Consider the following 14,983-nt stretch of genomic DNA (forward strand, 5'->3'; position numbering starts at 1 on the left):
TCCTGGTGGGACGGCCGCGTTCCGCGTTGCGGGGTTCGGTGTCGTCGGGTTCGGCGTTATCGGGCGAAGATCAGGGTGGCGGGCGACCCGGTGGGCTGGAACGTGATGTCCTCGAAGCCCGCCTTGCTCAGCCACGACTCGTAGTCGGCCCGCCGCCAGGTGCCGCCCTGCTTGCTCTTGAGCAGCATTTCGGAGGCGAACAGCAGGGCGAACGGCGGGCCGCTCCGGTCGTCGTCGACCACGTAGTCGTTGACGACCAGCGTGCCACCGGGCTTGAGGGCGTCCCGCAGCCTGGTGAAGGTCGCGGTGTTGTCCTCCGGGCCTTCCTGGTGGGCGATGTGGGAGTACACCGCGATGTCGTACTCGGCGAGGCCGAAGTCCGCGGTGTGCAGGTCGCCGTCGACGCAGGTGAACCGGTCCGCCACGCCCTTCTCGGCGAGCAGCCGGCGGGCGATCGCGTTGATCGGGCCCCAGTCGAGCTGGGTCGAGCGCGCGGCCGGGTTGAGCGACAGCCAGATCGCCGAGTAGACGCCCGATCCGCCGCCCACGTCCAGGACGGAGACCTCGCCTCGGTCGGCCAGCCCGAGCACCTCGGCGGCGATCTTCGCCACCGGGACCGACTGGGCGGCGATGGCGGTGACCACCTTCTCCCAGTGCGGGTTGTCGGCCACCTCGACCGTCGCGTCGGTCACCGGTCCACCGGCGCGGACCACGTCGGGCAGGGCCGTCAGGGCGCCCATGTGGCCCAGCTTGAGCTTGGCGAACTCGCTCAGCGAGGCGGGCCGCCCCTCGACCAGGAACGCGGCCGCCTCAGGGGTGTTGCGGTACCGGCCACCGCTCAGCTCGACCAGTCCCAGGCTGACCAGGCCGTCCAGCAGGGTTTGCGCACCCCGCTCGGAGATCCCGGCCGCGGCGGCCAGCCGGTCCGCGGTGTCGGTGCCCGCGTCGAGGTGGGTGAACAACGAGTGGCTCGCCGCCGCGCCGAGGATGCCGGTGGCCCAGTAGCCGTTGATGAGCTGCAAAATCCGATCCGGCGTCGGTTGGGTGTCGTCCATGCCGCCTTCCTGGGTCCGGGGTGGGCCGTGCGCCCGTACCGTCGCTCATCGGGCTTGCCACCGGCTTGCGGTCGACTTGGCGCACGGGTGACGACGGCGCGGCACGACCTGTGGCACCCCGGGCCGTGCGCTGCGGACGCTGCGGGCGGTGCGGCGGGGCGGGGCGAGCAGCGCAGCACCATGCCGTGCCGGGCCGGGCGGGCAGCGCCATGCGGCGCGGGCAGTGCGGAAAGCGTCATGTGGGCAGCGCCGTGGCGCGGCGGCGGCCCGGGTGGGTCGCCGCCGCGATGGGCGGAGGGCTCAGGCGGCGCGGCCGGCCTTCAGGGCCGCGGCCGTCTCGGCGACCCGGCGGGCCTGGTAGGCCACCGCCTGCAGGGCCACGTCGTTGGGCGCCTCGCTGCCGCCGACGTGGGACGCGCCGTAGGGGTTGCCCGACTGGAACTGGATCGGGTCGGTGTAGCCGGGGGGCACGATGATGCCGCCCCAGTGGTAGAAGGTGTTCGCCAGCGCCAGCAGGGTGGACTCCTGTCCGCCGTGGGCGGTGTTGGAGGCGGTGAACGCCGAGTACACCTTGTCCGCGAGCTTGCCCGCGAACCACAGCGGGCCGGTGGTGTCGATGAACGCCCGCAGCTGGCTGCTCGGGTTGCCGAACCGGGTGGGGGTGCCGAGCAGCACCGCGTCGGCCCAGTCGAGGTCGTCGTGCGCTGCCTGGACGACGTCGGCGGTGTCCTGGACGTGCTGCGCCCACGCCGGGTTGGCGGCGATCGCCTGCTCGGGGGCGGTCTCGGCCACCCTGCGAAGTCGCACCTGGGCGCCGGCCTTCTCCGCGCCCTCGGCCGCTGCCCGCGCCAAGGCGTGTACGGTGCCGGTGGCGCTGTAGTAGATGATGGCGACGTTCACGGAATCCATGATCGGTTTTCGTCCTTCGCGGGTTGATCGTGTGGGCGGTGCCGGAGGGCGCGGCCGGCCGAGCGGGAGCAGGACTCCCGACCCCGGGTCACGACCGGTCTCCACCAGTACGACGACGCGATCCCCCGTAGTGTGAGGTGACGCGGCTCACTCCGGCCCCGTCGCACGGTGGAGGCGCGGCCGAGGGGGTTGGCGACGGCATGAGCACGCAGTCCGAGCAGGGGGACGGCACGACCGACCCGGGCCTGAGCGCGATCATGAGCGAGCGTCGCCTGCTGATCAACCTCGCCTACCGGCTCCTGGGCTCCCTGGCCGACGCCGAGGACGTGGTGCAGGAGACCTACGCCCGCTGGTACGCCATGTCACGGTCGCAGCAGGACGCCATCGACTCCCCCGGCGCCTGGCTGACCAGGGTCGCCAGCCGGATCTGCCTGGACCAGCTCCGCTCGGCGCGATCCCGCCGGGAGCGCTACGTCGGCGAGTGGATCCCGGAGCCGCTGCCCGACCACGCGGAGTGGGTCGGCGGGCGGTCGGGCGGTGCCACCGGCGACCCGGCGGACCGCGTCACCCTGGACGAGTCGATCAACATGGCGCTGCTCGTGGTGCTGGAGTCGATGACGCCGGCGGAGCGGGTCGCGTTCATCCTCCACGACGTGTTCCGCTACCCGTTCACCGAAGTGGCGGAGATCGTCGGACGCACGCCCGCCGCCTGCCGCCAGCTCGCCACCTCCGCCCGGCGACGCGTGCGCGCGGCGCAGGCGCCCGCCGCCGCGGCGGTCCGGCGTGCCGACGTCGTCCGGGACTTCAAGCAGGCGTGGGAGGCCAAGGACATCGACGCCCTCATCGGCCTGCTCGACCCCGCCGTCACGACGGTCGCGGACGGCGGCGGCCTGGCCAGCGCCGAACTCCACCCCGTCGCGGGCGGCGAGCGGGTCGCGCGCTACTTCGTGGACCTCCTCGACCGGGTGCCCGGCCTGACGGTCCTGGAGCGCACGGTCAACGGCCAGCCCGGGCTGGTCGCGCAGCACGAGGGCATCACGGTGACCGTGATGGCGTTCGACGTGGCGGGCGACCGGATCAAGCACATCTGGGCCGTGCGCAACCCCGAGAAGCTCCGCCCCTGGCCGGGAGCCGCCAAGCCGGCGCCAAGCCGCTGACCAGTCCCGGCCAAGTCCGGTGGCCGATGCTGCTGCCGCGCCCGAAGCGGTGTGCGGTTGCCACGGCTGCGGCGGCCCGGTCCGGCGGCGGAGCGGTTGCCGGGTGGCCGTCGTCCCGACACCGCCACGGGTCCTCCCGCACCCGCCGGGTGAGCGACGCCCGGCGCGGCGGTGGAGACGACAAACTCGAAGGATTGGTCGAATGACGCCTGAAGCCACGCTCGCCCGATTCCGCGACTACATGGTGGGACCCGCGCGGTTCATGAACCTGCTGTCCTGCTTCGAGCTCGGCCTGATCGACGCGCTTCGGGAGCAGCCCGGCCTGGACGCGGTGGCGCTCGGCAACGCCGTGGGCGCCAAGCCGGACGCCGTGGAACAGCTCCTGCACCTGCCGGTCAAGGAGGGTTTCCTCGCCTACGACGCGGCGACGGGTGGTTACTCCCTCGACGCGCTCGCCCGCCTGCCGGAGGCCGACCTCCAGCGGGTGCTCGTCTTCCTCGACCTGGTCAAGGTCACCATGCTCAGGCAGCTGTTCTACCTCACCGAGAGCGTGCGCGAGGGCACCGTCGTCGGCCTGAAGGAGTTCTACGGCTACGACGGGAACCTGTTCGGCGCCGTGGCCGAGCACAAGGACCTGCGCGAGTCCTGGGCGACGGCGATGGACGCGGGCACCGCCCGCGTCGACCCCTGGTTCTTCGACAACGTCGACATCCCGGCCGGTGCACGGGTGCTCGACCTCGCCGGCAACACGGGCCTCGGCGCGATCAACACCTACCGGCTGAAGTCCTCCCCCGGGCTGCGGGTGACGACGTTCGACCTGCCGGAGAAGGAACAGGAGTGCCTGGAGAACTTCCGCACCCACGGCGTGGCCGAGCACTGCTCGTTCCTCGGCGGTGACGTCTTCGAAGAGGTGCCCACGGGGTTCGACATCGTGCTGATCCGGCACTTCTTCACCCTGTTCGACAAGAGCGAGGTGCTCAGGATCCTGCGCAACGTCAACAAGTCGCTGGACGTCGGCGGGCAGGTCAACGTGCTGGTCCCGGTGTACCAGGACGACGTCCGCGACCACGACTCCCGCTCGGTCGACTTCTACCCCGCGTTCTTCCTCGGCTGCGCGATGGGCCAGGGCGGGCCGCAGAAGCTGTCGAGCTGGAGCGGCTGGCTGGAGGAGTGCGGGTTCGAGGTGACCAAGGTGATCGTCGAGGACCCGGCCGCCATCCCGGCGGACGCGCTGCCGCTGCAGGCCGTGCTGACCGCGCGGAAAGCCGCCTGACCGTCCATTCGCTCCTCACATCCCGGCGGGCTGCTCCGTCGAAGATGTGCACACACCAGTACCTGTAGAGGAGCATCACCGTGGAAGCTCGCCTGGACCTCTTCGGCAACCCGGTTGCGGTCAAGGTCCTGAAGTACCTCACTTCGGCGCACAACGTGGTCGTGGGCACCAAGCTGCCGGCCACGACGGCGGAGCTGATGAGGCTGCGCGCCAGCCAGGTCAACGGCTGCGCGTTCTGCGTCGACATGCACACCAAGGAGGCCCTGCACGCCGGGGAGGACCCGGTGCGGCTCAGCCTGGTCGCGGCCTGGCGGGAGGCCACGGTGTTCACCGAGGCCGAGCGCGCCGCCCTGGACCTGGCCGAGCAGGGCACCCGGATCGCCGACGCGGCCGGCGGTGTCCCGGACGAGGTCTGGGCGAACGCCGCCAAGCACTACGACGAGGAGCAGCTCGCCGCCATGGTGGCGCTCATCGCCATCATCAACGCCTTCAACCGCGTGAACGTCATCGCACAGCTGCCGCACGCCGGTGACTACGAGCCCGGCAAGGCACTCCTCTGAGGTGGGAACAATGAAGTTCGGTGTGTTCTCGATGAACTCCGACGAGGGCCTCGACCCCCTCGAACTCGCCCGTGAGGCCGAGGGGCTCGGCATCGAGTCGGTGTTCGTCCCCGACCACAGCCACGTGCCGGTGACCCGTTCGCTGCGGTTCGGCACGGGCAACGAGAAGACGGTCAACATCGCGGAGCGCAAGGACCTCAGCGACGGGTTCGAGGAAGCGGGCAGCGACATGCCCCGCGACTTCTACCGCAACCGCGAGCAGTTCGTGACGCTGTCGTCGATGGCCGCGGTCACCTCGACGTTGCGCATCGGCACCGGCATCTGCCTGGTCGTGCAGCGGGATCCGATCTGGCTGGCCAAGCAGGTCGCGACCCTCGACCAGCTGTCCAACGGGCGGTTGATCTTCGGTGTCGGCGTCGGCTCGCCGTGGAACCACGAGGAGATCCGCAACCACGGCACCGAGTACCGCACCCGGATGACGCTGATGGCCGAGCGGATGGAGGCGATGCAGCGGATCTGGACCAGCGACCAGGCCGAGTACCACGGCAAGTTCGTCGACTTCGACCCGATCTACTCGTGGCCGAAGCCGGTGCAGCGGCCCCGGCCGCCGGTGTTCCTCGGCGGCGACGGCCCCACCGTGCTCGACCGCGTGCTGGCCCTCGGCGACGGGTGGATGCCCGGTCACCACGCCGACGCCGGGCTGTTCAAGGCGCGGGTCGTCGAGTTGCGCGAACGTGCCGCCGCGGCCGGTCGCGGGCGCATGGAGGTCACCGTCTTCCTCGCCCACCTCGACCGGCTGGACGACTACCAGGCGGCCGGTGTCGACCGCATCGTGGTCATGCTGCCGACCGGGCTGGAGCGGAAGTTCCTCAAGGAGGTAGCCGACACCATGAACGGCGCCTGACCGCACCGTTCCGGCCGCCCTGATCGGATCCGGGGCGGCCGGAACGACGGAAGCCGGTGGCGGTGCCCACCGCGATCGGCCCCACCGCGATCGGCCCCACCGCGATCGGCAGCGTCCCGGTGGCCGTACCGTCCGGTCCGTGCACGCGTCGTGCCGGAAGACGGGAGCCGCCGTGGATGCCGCCGATCGCCTCGAACTGGGCCGGCGCGCCCTCGACGGGTACGTGAGCGGCCCGGCCGCGCCGGTCCGGGCGACGGCCCTGGCCATGGCGAAGGTGGGCACCGCCGCGGCCGTGGTGCTGGTCGAGGGCATCAGCGACCAGATCGCGCTGGAGACGGCGGCGGTGGGCCGCGGTCGGGACCTCGCGGCGGAGCGGATCGTCGTCGTGCCGATCGGCGGTGCGCACGCGATCGGGCGTTTCCTCGGACTGCTCGGCACCCGGGTGCGGCTGGCCGGTCTGTGCGACCTGAACGAGGAGGCCATCTTCCGGCGCGGACTGACCGCCGCCGGGATCGGCTCACCCCGCACGCGCGCCGACCTGGAACAACTCGGCTTCCACGTCTGCGTCGACGACCTGGAGGACGAGCTGATCCGCGCCGTGGGCACCGCCGGGGTCGAGGCGCTCTTCGACTCGCAGGGCGACCTGGGTTCGTTCCGCTCGATGCGGGCCCAGCCGGCCTGGCGCGGCCGGGAGACGGAGGCGCAGCTGCGCCGGTTCCTGGGCAGCGGAGCACGCCGCAAGCTGCGCTACGCCCGGCTGCTGGTGGAGGCGGCCATCGCCCGCGACGCCCTGCCCCGTCCGCTCGAAGCGGTCCTCGCCGCCGTGTGACGCCGGACGGTCCAGTGCCCGGGTCACCGTTCCGGGCGCTCGCCGGTGTAGACGCCGACCGGGCGGAACCTCAGTCCGGGCTCGCGGTACTCCTCGATCGCGTGCGCGAGCCAGCCCGCGCAGCGCGCCAGCGCGAAGATCGCCTCACCGGCGTCCGGGCGCAGGCGGTAGGCGTGCATCAGCGCCGCCAACGCCAGGTCGACGTTCGGGAACGTGCCCGCGCCCTGGGCGACCACGTCGACGGTGGCCATGACCTCCCGGGCGGCCTCGTGCCGACGCAGTGCGGCGAACAGCGCCTCGGCACGCGGGTCGCGGCTCTGGTAGACCCGGTGGCCGAAGCCGGGGACGCCACCGGTGCGCTGCCGTTCCGCCAGCGCGCCGAACGGGTCGTCCGCCGCGTCACGCAGGAACCGGTACGCCAGGGTGCTCGCGACACCGTGGTACTGGCCGTCGACCGCGCCGAGACCGGCGGACACCACCGAGTACGGGTGCGCGCGGGCGCTGGCGGCCACGCGCACGGCGACCGTGGACACGGCGAGGTCGTGGTCGGCGAGCAGGACGAGCGCTAGGTCGAGCAGCGCGGGGTCGACGGGCCGGTCGCCGAGCTTGCCCGCCAGTCGCCGGGCGATGAGGTCGCCGTCGCCAGCCGTGCCGGGCAGTGCGTCGGCGAAGACGCCGATGAGCCGCCTGCCCACCCGGACGACGGCTCCCGGTGACAGGTCGAACCGCAGCGGGTCGGTGGCGCCCAGCACGGCGGCGGCGACCTTGAACCGGTCCGTCGTCCGTGCGGCGTCCGGCAGGGCGGCCAGTGCGGTGCGCACCGTGCCCACCAGGGCTTCGTCAGTGGGGAACGGCTCGTCGGCCGGTTCGCCGGTCCACAACAGCGTGGCGACCGACTCGAACGTGTGCGACGAGGCGAGGTCGGTGGCGCGGTGGCCGCGGTAGCGCAGCTCGTCGTCGTCAAGCAGGGTCAGCTCGGTGCGGATCCGCTCGACGGCCCCGGACGGCTGCCGTTCATCGCGGCCGCGTGCCACGAACGCGTCGACCTCGGACTGCGCGAAGAAGCTCCCCCGCCGTCCCGGCAGTCGCACGCTGCGCAGCAGGCCGCGGCTGGCGTAGGCGTAGACGGTCTGGGTCTTCACGCCGAGCCGCCGGGCCACCTCGGCGGTCGTCAGGTAACGCTCGTCACTCCCGGTCGGCACGACCTGCGGCTCCTCGGTTCAGGTTGACTGTATCAACGTTGACAATAGTTGATTGCCGAATCGACAGTGGAGCCGGTCGACGAGGAGGTTGTCATGGACGTACCGGCGGGCCTGCGCGATGTCGTGGTCACCACCACCGAACTGGGTGACGTGCGCGGCGGCGAGGGCTTATACCACTACCGCGGCTACTCGGCGATCGAGCTGGCCCGGACCCGGACGGTGGAGGACGTGTGGTTCCTCTTCCTCGAAGGGCGGCTGCCCGACCCGGCCGAACGCGCCCGTTTCACCGAGGACGTCGCCGCCCTGCGGCACCTGCCGGACGAGGTGCGCGAGGTGCTGCCCGCCCTCGCCCGCGCCGGCGACCGGTTCACCCCGCTGGCGGGTCTGCGCACCGCGTTGTCGCTGCTCGCCGCCGCCCGCGGCCTGCCGCCGGTCTGGGACGCGACGCCCGCGCGCCGCCGTGCCGACGCGGTGCTGGTCAGCGCCGTCACGCCGACCATCCTCGCAGCGCTGCACCGGCTGCGCGCCGGGCTGGAGCCGCTGGAGCCGCGCGCGGACCTTTCCGCGGCGGCGAACTGGCTCTACCTGGTCACCGGCGAGGTTCCCGACGAGGCGCGGGCCGCCGCCGTCCAGAGCTACCTCGTCGCCACCGTCGACCACGGCTTCAACGCCTCGACGTTCACCGCGCGGGTCGTCACGTCCACCGGTTCCGACGTCGTCTCCGCCGTCGCCGCCGCCATCGGCGCGTTCGTCGGCCCGCTGCACGGTGGCGCGCCGGATCGCGCGCTGGACGGTCTGGACGAGATCGGCTCACCCGACCGCGTCGACGCGTGGGTGCGGGACAAGGTGCGGTCCGGCGACCGGATCATGGGCTTCGGGCACGCCGTCTACCGCACCGAGGACCCGCGCGCCCGGATGCTGCGCGACCTCGCGCTCGACCTCGGCCGCCGCGGTTTCCACCCGGAGCTGGCCGAGTTCGCCACCACCGTCGAACGGCGCGTGGTCGACGTGCTCGCCGAGCTGAAGCCGGGCCGCGAGCTGTACGCCAACGTGGAGTTCTACGCCGGTGTCGTGATGGAGCAGTGCGGCATCCCGAGGTCGATGTTCACGCCCACGTTCACCGTCGGCCGGGTCATCGGCTGGACGGCCAACGTGCTGGAGCAGGCGGCGGGCGGCAAGGTCATCCGGCCGGCGGCCCGCTACGTCGGCCCGCCCGCACCGCGACCGCTGCCCGAGGAACCCCACCGGGCGCTCACGCCGAACCGGTAGGTCTCGCACGTCACCAGGCGAGGTGGTGGAACCTGGCCGCTTCCGCCGTCAGCGCGTCCACGCACGCCCTGATCGCACCGCGATCGTCGTCCTCGGCGCGGTTGATCGCGTAGATGGTGCGGTTCAGGGCGGGGCGGGTGGTCAGGAACCGCACGCCCTCGGGCACCGCGTCGCGACCCAGGCGCGGGACGGCGGCCGCGCCCACGTTGCCCGCCACCAGAGCCAGCTGGGTCGGGTAGCTGCCGACGGTGCAACTGATCCGCCCGGCCATGCCCTGCTGCCTGAGCACGTGCGTGAGCCAGGCGTGGCAGCTGGAGCCCGCGCTCCAGGCGATCCACGGTATGTCGTCGACCTCGGTCAGGTCGACGACCTTGCGGTGCGCCAGCCGGTGGCTCGCGGGCACGGCGACGTCGGCCACGTCGGACAGCAGCGTGGTGCGCGAGGTCGACGGCGGCACGGTGGTGGGTCGGTGTTCCCAGCTCTCCAGGATCGCCACGTCCAGCCTGCCGTCGACCACCAGCGGCATGGTCTCCTCGGCTTCGCCCTCGTGCAGGGTCACTTCGAGGCCGGGGTGCTGGGCGCGCAACGTCGCCAGCACGGGCGGCAGCAGGGCGTGCACGGTGGTGGGGATGGCGCCGATGCGCAGCGGGCCGGTGATGTCGTCGCGCAGCAGTTCCAGGTCGGTCCGGGCCTTCTCTACCTGCGCCAGGATGGCCGCCGCGTGGCCCGCCAGCACGTGCCCGGCGGTGGTGAGGCGGACGGTCCGGCCGTGCGGTTCGAGCAGCCGCTGCCCGGCTTCGCGTTCCAGCTTCGCCAACTGCTGCGACACGCCGGACGGGGTGACGTGCAGCGCCGTCGCCGCCGCCGCGACCGTCCCGTGGGTCGCCACGGCGTGCAGGGCCCGCATCCGCTCCAGACTGAACACGGTAGAGATGCTACCGAGTTCCGCTCACGACAATTCGCTTGTCCTTGACGGTCGGGCATCGCAGGGTGGACCCGTGACCACGACCGAAGCCCGCCTCGCGACCGTGACGCCGCCACCCGCGAAGGTGAACCCGGCGCTGCTGGCGCTCGCGGGCAGCCTCTGCATCGCGCTGTCGTCGGTCTTCATCAAGGTGTCCGAGACCAGCGGCAGCACCAGCGCGTTCTGGCGGTGCCTGTTCTCGCTGCCGGTGCTGGCCGTCCTGGTGTGGCGGGAACGGCGGCGGGGCACCTCGCGGCGGCGCGTGCTGCTGCCGTTGCTCGCGGGCGTGGGGCTCGGCGTGGACTTCGTGCTGTGGGGCGACGCCATCGCGCTGGTCGGCGCCGGTATCGCGACCGTGCTGCTGTCCGTGCAGGTGGTGATCGTGCCGGCGGTGGCGTACCTGGTGTTCCGGGAACGGCCGTCCAACAGGTTCGTGTTCGCCGCCCCGGTGCTGCTGGGCGGGATCGTGCTCGCGGGCGGTCTGGCGGGCACGCCCGCGTTCGGCCCGGACCCGGTGCTGGGCGCGGTGCTCGCGCTGGGCGCGGGCGTGGGTTTCGCGGCCTACCTGGTGCTGATGCGGCACAGCACCGGCCCCGGTGCCCGCGACCACACGTTGTTCCTGGCCACGGTGTCGGCCGGGGTGGTGGCGGTGGCGATCGGCGTGCCCGCCGACCGGCTCGACCTGTCACCCGGGTGGCCCGCGCTCGGCTGGCTCGTGGCGTTGGCGCTGATCGGCCAGATCGCGGGCTGGCTGCTGATCTCCACGGCGCTGCCCCGGCTGTCGAGCGCCACCGGCGCGACGATGATGCTGCTGCAACCGGTGGGCGCGATCCTCATGGGCGTCGGGCTGCTGCACGAGCGGCCGAGCGTGCCGCAGCTGGCCGGGTGCCTGGTGGTGCTCGCCGTGGTCGCCTTCGTCAGCGCCGGTGGCCGCCGGTAGCCGTGCTCACCGCGCCCGATCGGCCAGTTCCTCCAGGCCCTGCCGGTCGAGCACGTCCAGTCGCTGGCCGTCCTGCGGGCCGGAACGCTTGACCAGGCCCTTGCGCTCCAGGTGGCCCATGGTCTTGCGGAGCTTCTCGGTCGCCAGGGAACCTTTGCCCTTGGCCGCGAACTCGGTCTTCTCCTCGGCGGCCAGCATGGGTCCGACCGCCTTCTTCCACGCCGTCAGCAGGGCGGCGCGCGGTACCGAGGTCTCGTCGCCCGCCGTGTCGAGGATGATCTCGGCCAGCACGCGCCCGAAATCGTCCTGCTTCGCCGCGTGGCGCCCGACCAGCTCCTCCACCGACGTGCGCCCCTCGCCGTCCGCCGTGGCCGGCACGTCGAGCGTGGTCAGCCGCGCCCACAGCGCCCGGTCGGCCGGACTCGGCTCGGCACCGGACGCGAGCACGGCGGCGCGGTGGGCGTCGATGGCCGTCCCCAGGGCGAGCACCAGGTCCGTCAACTCGTCGCGGACGTCGTCACCGCGCAGCTTGCGGGCCGCCGGCGCGATCAGCCGGTGGTGTTCGCGCACCAACGTCTCGAAGTGGGCGGCCTTCGTGGCGCGGGTGGCGTCCTCGGCCGCGTCACGCTGGTACTCGGCCTGGCTGATCTCGCCGTCCAACGCCCGCACGCGAGCCGTGGCGCGCTCGGCCGTGCGGTGCGTGCGGGCCACCGCGATCCGATCGAGCATCGCGCGCAGCACCCGGTCGGTCTGCTCGACGTGGGCGTCGGAGGCCAGCAACCGCCAGGCCTCGGCGTCACGGCTGCGCAGCGCGGCGTTGATGTAGCGGTCGGCGGCTTGGTCGTCGTCGGACTCGTAGGGCAGCGTCACGTGTGGATCCTCGGTCGTGGGCGTGGGCAATCCCCGCGCGGACACGACAGGGCCTGAGAACAGGGTGCCCCACCGGCTCGGACGGCCGTTCAACGGGGTGGTGCGTCCTCATCGGAGGTTGCCCCGGGATCCCGTCAGCCGGGCCAGTCGAGCAGTTTCGCGCCGAGCACCGCCACCTGGAGCGACAGCGCCTGGGCTGGATCGTCGACGGAGTACCCGGTCAGCTCCGCGACCCGTTGCAGGCGATAGGTCACCGTGCGGACGCCCAGGTGCAGCTCACGCGCGCACGCCGCCGCGACGTGACCGTTGGCGAAGTAGGCCGCCAGCGTCTCCAGCAACGGCTCCGGCCCGCCGCGCGCGGTGCGCAAGGGCTGGAGGACGACCGACACCAGGTCCTGCAACGCGGCGCTGTCCCGCAGCAGCACCTGGTAGACCAGCAGGTCGACGGCCTTGTGCAGGCGTCCGGGCAGACCGAGCCGTTCGGCGAGGTCCAAGGCGTACCTGGCCTGCTCGAACGAGCGGACCACGCCGCCGGGACCGGAGTGCGCCCGGCCGAGGCCGACCCGCCACGTGGTGTCCGGTCCCAGTGCCGCGCCCACCTGGCGCACGAACTCGTCCGGCACGTCGGGCCGCGCGTCGGGCGTGACGCAGATCAGCAGGCCGTCCTTGGTGGTGACCAGCACGTCACGGAAATCCACGCGCAGGCCGAGCGACGTCTCGACCGCCCGGGCCACCTCGCCGCCGTCGACCACCGGCCGCGTCGAGCGGACGGCCGCCACCACGTTGCTGCCGGCCAACCGGAGGCCGAACCGTTCCGCCCGTTCGGCCAACTGCCCGAGGTTGCGCCCGTCGAGCAGGTCGTCGACGAACTCCCGGCGGAACGACTCCTCCTGGCGCACGGCCCAGCGCTGCGCCTCCTCGTACCCCTCGGCGATGGCCGTGACGGCGACGTCGGCGGCCTTGAACACCGCCTCGCCCGCGGCGCGGACCGCGTCGGCTCCGGTCGCCTGCCGCACACCGGACAACGACCGCCACGCCAGCCAGGTGGCGCTCAGGTGCAGGTCGATCACCCCGTGCAGGGAAACGCCGCGCTCCGCCGCCCGCGTGCCGACCTCGCGACGGGCACGCAACTGGTCCGGCCGCAACGGCCGCCCCGTCGTGCTGACCTCGTCCAGTTCCTCCAGGTAGCCCTCGAGGAGGTCGCCGGGTACGCCGTGCGCGTCACGGCTGGCCATGTCCGCTACGTCCGCGAACGGGTTCACCCCGTGCTCGGGGGTGGAGGGCGCCCGCCTGGTTCGTGCCATGGGCGTGAGTCTGACAACCGCCGCGGCGGACGCGATCGAGTGGTCACGGGACCCGGGGACCCCGGGCCGAGACCGGGCGTCGTGGTCGTCCACGACCTGGGCGACGGTGTCGTGGCCCGCACTCACCGACGACCCCCCGGCGCGTCCGACCGGAGGGTCGCCGGGTCATCAGGTGGAAGCTCGAAGCACACGTCCCAGGATCGCGCGCGGAGAGCAAGGCGAACCTGACGATCGCCTTGCGGTTGCCTCCAGGGACGCGGTGCGGGCGGTCGCCACCGTCCGCACCGCCGGATGACGGGCTCGCCTGCCGGGTCAGCCCGCTCGCCGTTCGGCGGCGATGATGGTGTCCAGGTTGGCGCGGGTGGCTTCCAGTTCGCCGATGGCCTCGCCGATCCGGTCCCGGTGCTTGACCAGTTCGTCGACCAGTTCCGGGCAACTCGGCAGGAGCAGCCCGTCGTCGTCCACCATGCAGGGCAGGGCCGCCACGATCTGCGCGAGGGTGAGGCCCGCGGCGAGCAGGACCCGGATCCGCCGCACCGCCGCCACGTCCGCGTCGCCGTACACGCGATAGCCGCTCGGCCGCCGTTGCGGGCGCAGCAAGCCCTGTTCCTCGTAGTACCGCAGGGCGCGCTCGCTGACGCCGGTCCGTCGCGACAGTTCCCCGATGCGCATCCCGACTCCAGGCTTGACTCTGACGTCAACGTGAAGGTTTAGCTTAGCCGGCATGACACCCGTGACCGTCCTCGGACTGGGCCCGATGGGCCGGGCGCTGGCGACCGCGTTCGCCGCCGCCAGCCACCCCACCACCGTGTGGAACCGCACGCCGGGCAAGGGGGACGACCTCGACGCCACCGTCGCCGACACCGCCGCCGACGCGATCGCCGCGAGCCCGCTGACCATCGTGTGCGTGCTGGACCACGAGGCCGTGCGATCGGTTCTCGACGCCGACGCGCTGACGGGCCGCGCCCTGGTCAACCTCACCGGCGGCTCGCCGCAACAGGCCCGTGAGATGGCCGCGTGGGCGGCCGGGCACGGCATCGGCTACCTCGACGGCGTGCTCCTGAACGGGATCGTCGGTGGACCGGAGGCGGCACTGCTGTTCAGCGGGCCCTACGACGTCTACCAGGCTCACCGGATCACGCTGGCCGCGCTCGGCGAGAACGGGACCTACCTCGGTGAAGATCCGGGGCGCGCGGCCGGGTTCAACGTGTCCTTGTTGGACCTGTTCTGGACGTCGATGTCCGGCGTGGTCCACGCGTTCCGCTTGGGCGCCGCGGAGAACATCGCCGCGACGGAGTTCGCCGGCTACGCGAAGGTGATGGCCGGACTGCTCCCCGAGCTGATCGACGTGGTCGCCGAGCACGTCACCGCGAACCACTTCCCCGGCGACGCCTCCACGATCGCCTCGGCGGCGGCGATCCTGGACGACGTCATCACCACCGTTCAGGCGAACGGCTTGGACGACAGCGTGCTCAGCGCCGTGCGGTCCGCGGTGCGGCAGGCGATCGACGCCGGGCACGGGTCGGCCGGGTTTACCCGCCTCGCCGTGCCCTAGCCCGAAAGCCTTCAAAAGCTTGAAAAGCCTTGAAAGCCTTAAAAGATCAAAAGCGTCCTCGCCGGACGGGCAGATCAGCAGGATGACCCCAACTACGCCTGGATCTCCCGACCCAGCGTGGTCCCGGGCTTCGTGTCATCCCACCGACCTCCCTCCGGGCTACCACACGCGTCAAGAGGGCGCCCACAGTTG

The 14,983-nt window shown here is 72.4% G+C and carries 15 protein-coding genes; 8 read left to right on the plus strand and 7 right to left on the minus strand.

Features of this window, described 5'->3' with window-relative positions:
- Positions 1-56: 56 nt before the first annotated feature.
- Together B0I31_RS35450 and wrbA are read right to left on the minus strand one after the other, a co-directional pair.
- On the minus strand, positions 57-1,055 hold the full coding sequence (locus B0I31_RS35450; RefSeq protein ID WP_106619767.1) for a class I SAM-dependent methyltransferase: 999 nt from the start codon (positions 1,053-1,055) through the stop codon (positions 57-59).
- 300 nt (positions 1,056-1,355) lie between these two features.
- The gene (gene wrbA / locus B0I31_RS35455) at positions 1,356-1,964 is read right to left on the minus strand and encodes an NAD(P)H:quinone oxidoreductase (protein WP_106619768.1); all 609 of its coding nucleotides are present in this window, start codon (positions 1,962-1,964) and stop codon (positions 1,356-1,358) included.
- A gap of 200 nt (positions 1,965-2,164) precedes the next feature.
- Between wrbA and sigJ the strand changes: the two genes are divergently transcribed.
- The 5 genes from sigJ (at position 2,165) to B0I31_RS35480 (ending at position 6,687) form a co-directional block, all read left to right on the plus strand.
- Positions 2,165-3,121 (plus strand): RNA polymerase sigma factor SigJ, encoded by a 957-nt coding sequence (gene sigJ / locus B0I31_RS35460; protein ID WP_106619769.1) that lies wholly within the window; start codon positions 2,165-2,167, stop codon positions 3,119-3,121.
- Between the two features lie 202 nt (positions 3,122-3,323).
- Positions 3,324-4,394, plus strand: a complete 1,071-nt coding sequence (locus B0I31_RS35465; RefSeq protein WP_245950667.1) for a class I SAM-dependent methyltransferase — start codon at positions 3,324-3,326, stop codon at positions 4,392-4,394.
- An 80-nt stretch (positions 4,395-4,474) separates the two neighbouring features.
- Positions 4,475-4,954, plus strand: coding sequence for a carboxymuconolactone decarboxylase family protein (locus tag B0I31_RS35470; protein ID WP_106619770.1), 480 nt, complete (start codon positions 4,475-4,477; stop codon positions 4,952-4,954).
- A 10-nt stretch (positions 4,955-4,964) separates the two neighbouring features.
- A complete protein-coding gene (locus B0I31_RS35475; protein ID WP_106619771.1) occupies positions 4,965-5,858 on the plus strand; it encodes an LLM class F420-dependent oxidoreductase in 894 nt (297 codons plus the stop codon).
- A 172-nt stretch (positions 5,859-6,030) separates the two neighbouring features.
- On the plus strand, positions 6,031-6,687 hold the full coding sequence (locus tag B0I31_RS35480; protein ID WP_219910959.1) for a TOPRIM nucleotidyl transferase/hydrolase domain-containing protein: 657 nt from the start codon (positions 6,031-6,033) through the stop codon (positions 6,685-6,687).
- A gap of 23 nt (positions 6,688-6,710) precedes the next feature.
- Here B0I31_RS35480 and B0I31_RS35485 read toward each other — a convergent pair whose 3' ends face one another.
- Positions 6,711-7,889, minus strand: a complete 1,179-nt coding sequence (locus tag B0I31_RS35485; protein ID WP_106619772.1) for a citrate synthase — start codon at positions 7,887-7,889, stop codon at positions 6,711-6,713.
- Between the two features lie 93 nt (positions 7,890-7,982).
- Between B0I31_RS35485 and B0I31_RS35490 the strand changes: the two genes are divergently transcribed.
- Complete coding sequence (locus B0I31_RS35490) at positions 7,983-9,158, plus strand: citrate/2-methylcitrate synthase (RefSeq protein ID WP_106619801.1); 1,176 nt, start codon at positions 7,983-7,985, stop codon at positions 9,156-9,158.
- A gap of 10 nt (positions 9,159-9,168) precedes the next feature.
- On the opposite strand, the gene B0I31_RS35495 is transcribed toward B0I31_RS35490, so the two are convergent.
- Complete coding sequence (locus tag B0I31_RS35495; RefSeq protein ID WP_106619773.1) at positions 9,169-10,083, minus strand: LysR family transcriptional regulator; 915 nt, start codon at positions 10,081-10,083, stop codon at positions 9,169-9,171.
- Between the two features lie 73 nt (positions 10,084-10,156).
- Between B0I31_RS35495 and B0I31_RS35500 the strand changes: the two genes are divergently transcribed.
- Positions 10,157-11,062, plus strand: coding sequence for a DMT family transporter (locus tag B0I31_RS35500; protein WP_245950668.1), 906 nt, complete (start codon positions 10,157-10,159; stop codon positions 11,060-11,062).
- 6 nt (positions 11,063-11,068) lie between these two features.
- Here B0I31_RS35500 and B0I31_RS35505 read toward each other — a convergent pair whose 3' ends face one another.
- The 3 genes from B0I31_RS35505 to B0I31_RS35515 form a co-directional block, all read right to left on the minus strand.
- Positions 11,069-11,932, minus strand: coding sequence for a hypothetical protein (locus tag B0I31_RS35505; RefSeq protein WP_106619774.1), 864 nt, complete (start codon positions 11,930-11,932; stop codon positions 11,069-11,071).
- A gap of 134 nt (positions 11,933-12,066) precedes the next feature.
- A complete protein-coding gene (locus B0I31_RS35510) occupies positions 12,067-13,236 on the minus strand; it encodes a PucR family transcriptional regulator (RefSeq protein WP_245950669.1) in 1,170 nt (389 codons plus the stop codon).
- A 312-nt stretch (positions 13,237-13,548) separates the two neighbouring features.
- Positions 13,549-13,908, minus strand: a complete 360-nt coding sequence (locus B0I31_RS35515) for a MerR family transcriptional regulator (RefSeq protein ID WP_106619775.1) — start codon at positions 13,906-13,908, stop codon at positions 13,549-13,551.
- A gap of 52 nt (positions 13,909-13,960) precedes the next feature.
- Here B0I31_RS35515 and B0I31_RS35520 point away from each other — a divergent pair, with 52 nt between their 5' ends.
- Complete coding sequence (locus B0I31_RS35520; protein WP_106619776.1) at positions 13,961-14,791, plus strand: imine reductase family protein; 831 nt, start codon at positions 13,961-13,963, stop codon at positions 14,789-14,791.
- Positions 14,792-14,983 lie beyond the last annotated feature (192 nt).

This window comes from Saccharothrix carnea (genome assembly GCF_003014735.1).
Lineage (GTDB): Bacteria > Actinomycetota > Actinomycetes > Mycobacteriales > Pseudonocardiaceae > Actinosynnema > Actinosynnema carneum.

Coding starts and splice junctions, on each gene's coding strand:
- B0I31_RS35450 (WP_106619767.1), bottom strand. CDS start 1,055: ATGGACGACACCCAACCGACGCCGGATCGGATTTTGCAGCTCATCAAC.
- wrbA (WP_106619768.1), bottom strand. CDS start 1,964: ATGGATTCCGTGAACGTCGCCATCATCTACTACAGCGCCACCGGCACC.
- sigJ (WP_106619769.1), top strand. CDS start 2,165: ATGAGCACGCAGTCCGAGCAGGGGGACGGCACGACCGACCCGGGCCTG.
- B0I31_RS35465 (WP_245950667.1), top strand. CDS start 3,324: ATGACGCCTGAAGCCACGCTCGCCCGATTCCGCGACTACATGGTGGGA.
- B0I31_RS35475 (WP_106619771.1), top strand. CDS start 4,965: ATGAAGTTCGGTGTGTTCTCGATGAACTCCGACGAGGGCCTCGACCCC.
- B0I31_RS35490 (WP_106619801.1), top strand. CDS start 7,983: ATGGACGTACCGGCGGGCCTGCGCGATGTCGTGGTCACCACCACCGAA.
- B0I31_RS35510 (WP_245950669.1), bottom strand. CDS start 13,236: ATGGCACGAACCAGGCGGGCGCCCTCCACCCCCGAGCACGGGGTGAAC.
- B0I31_RS35515 (WP_106619775.1), bottom strand. CDS start 13,908: ATGCGCATCGGGGAACTGTCGCGACGGACCGGCGTCAGCGAGCGCGCC.
- B0I31_RS35520 (WP_106619776.1), top strand. CDS start 13,961: ATGACACCCGTGACCGTCCTCGGACTGGGCCCGATGGGCCGGGCGCTG.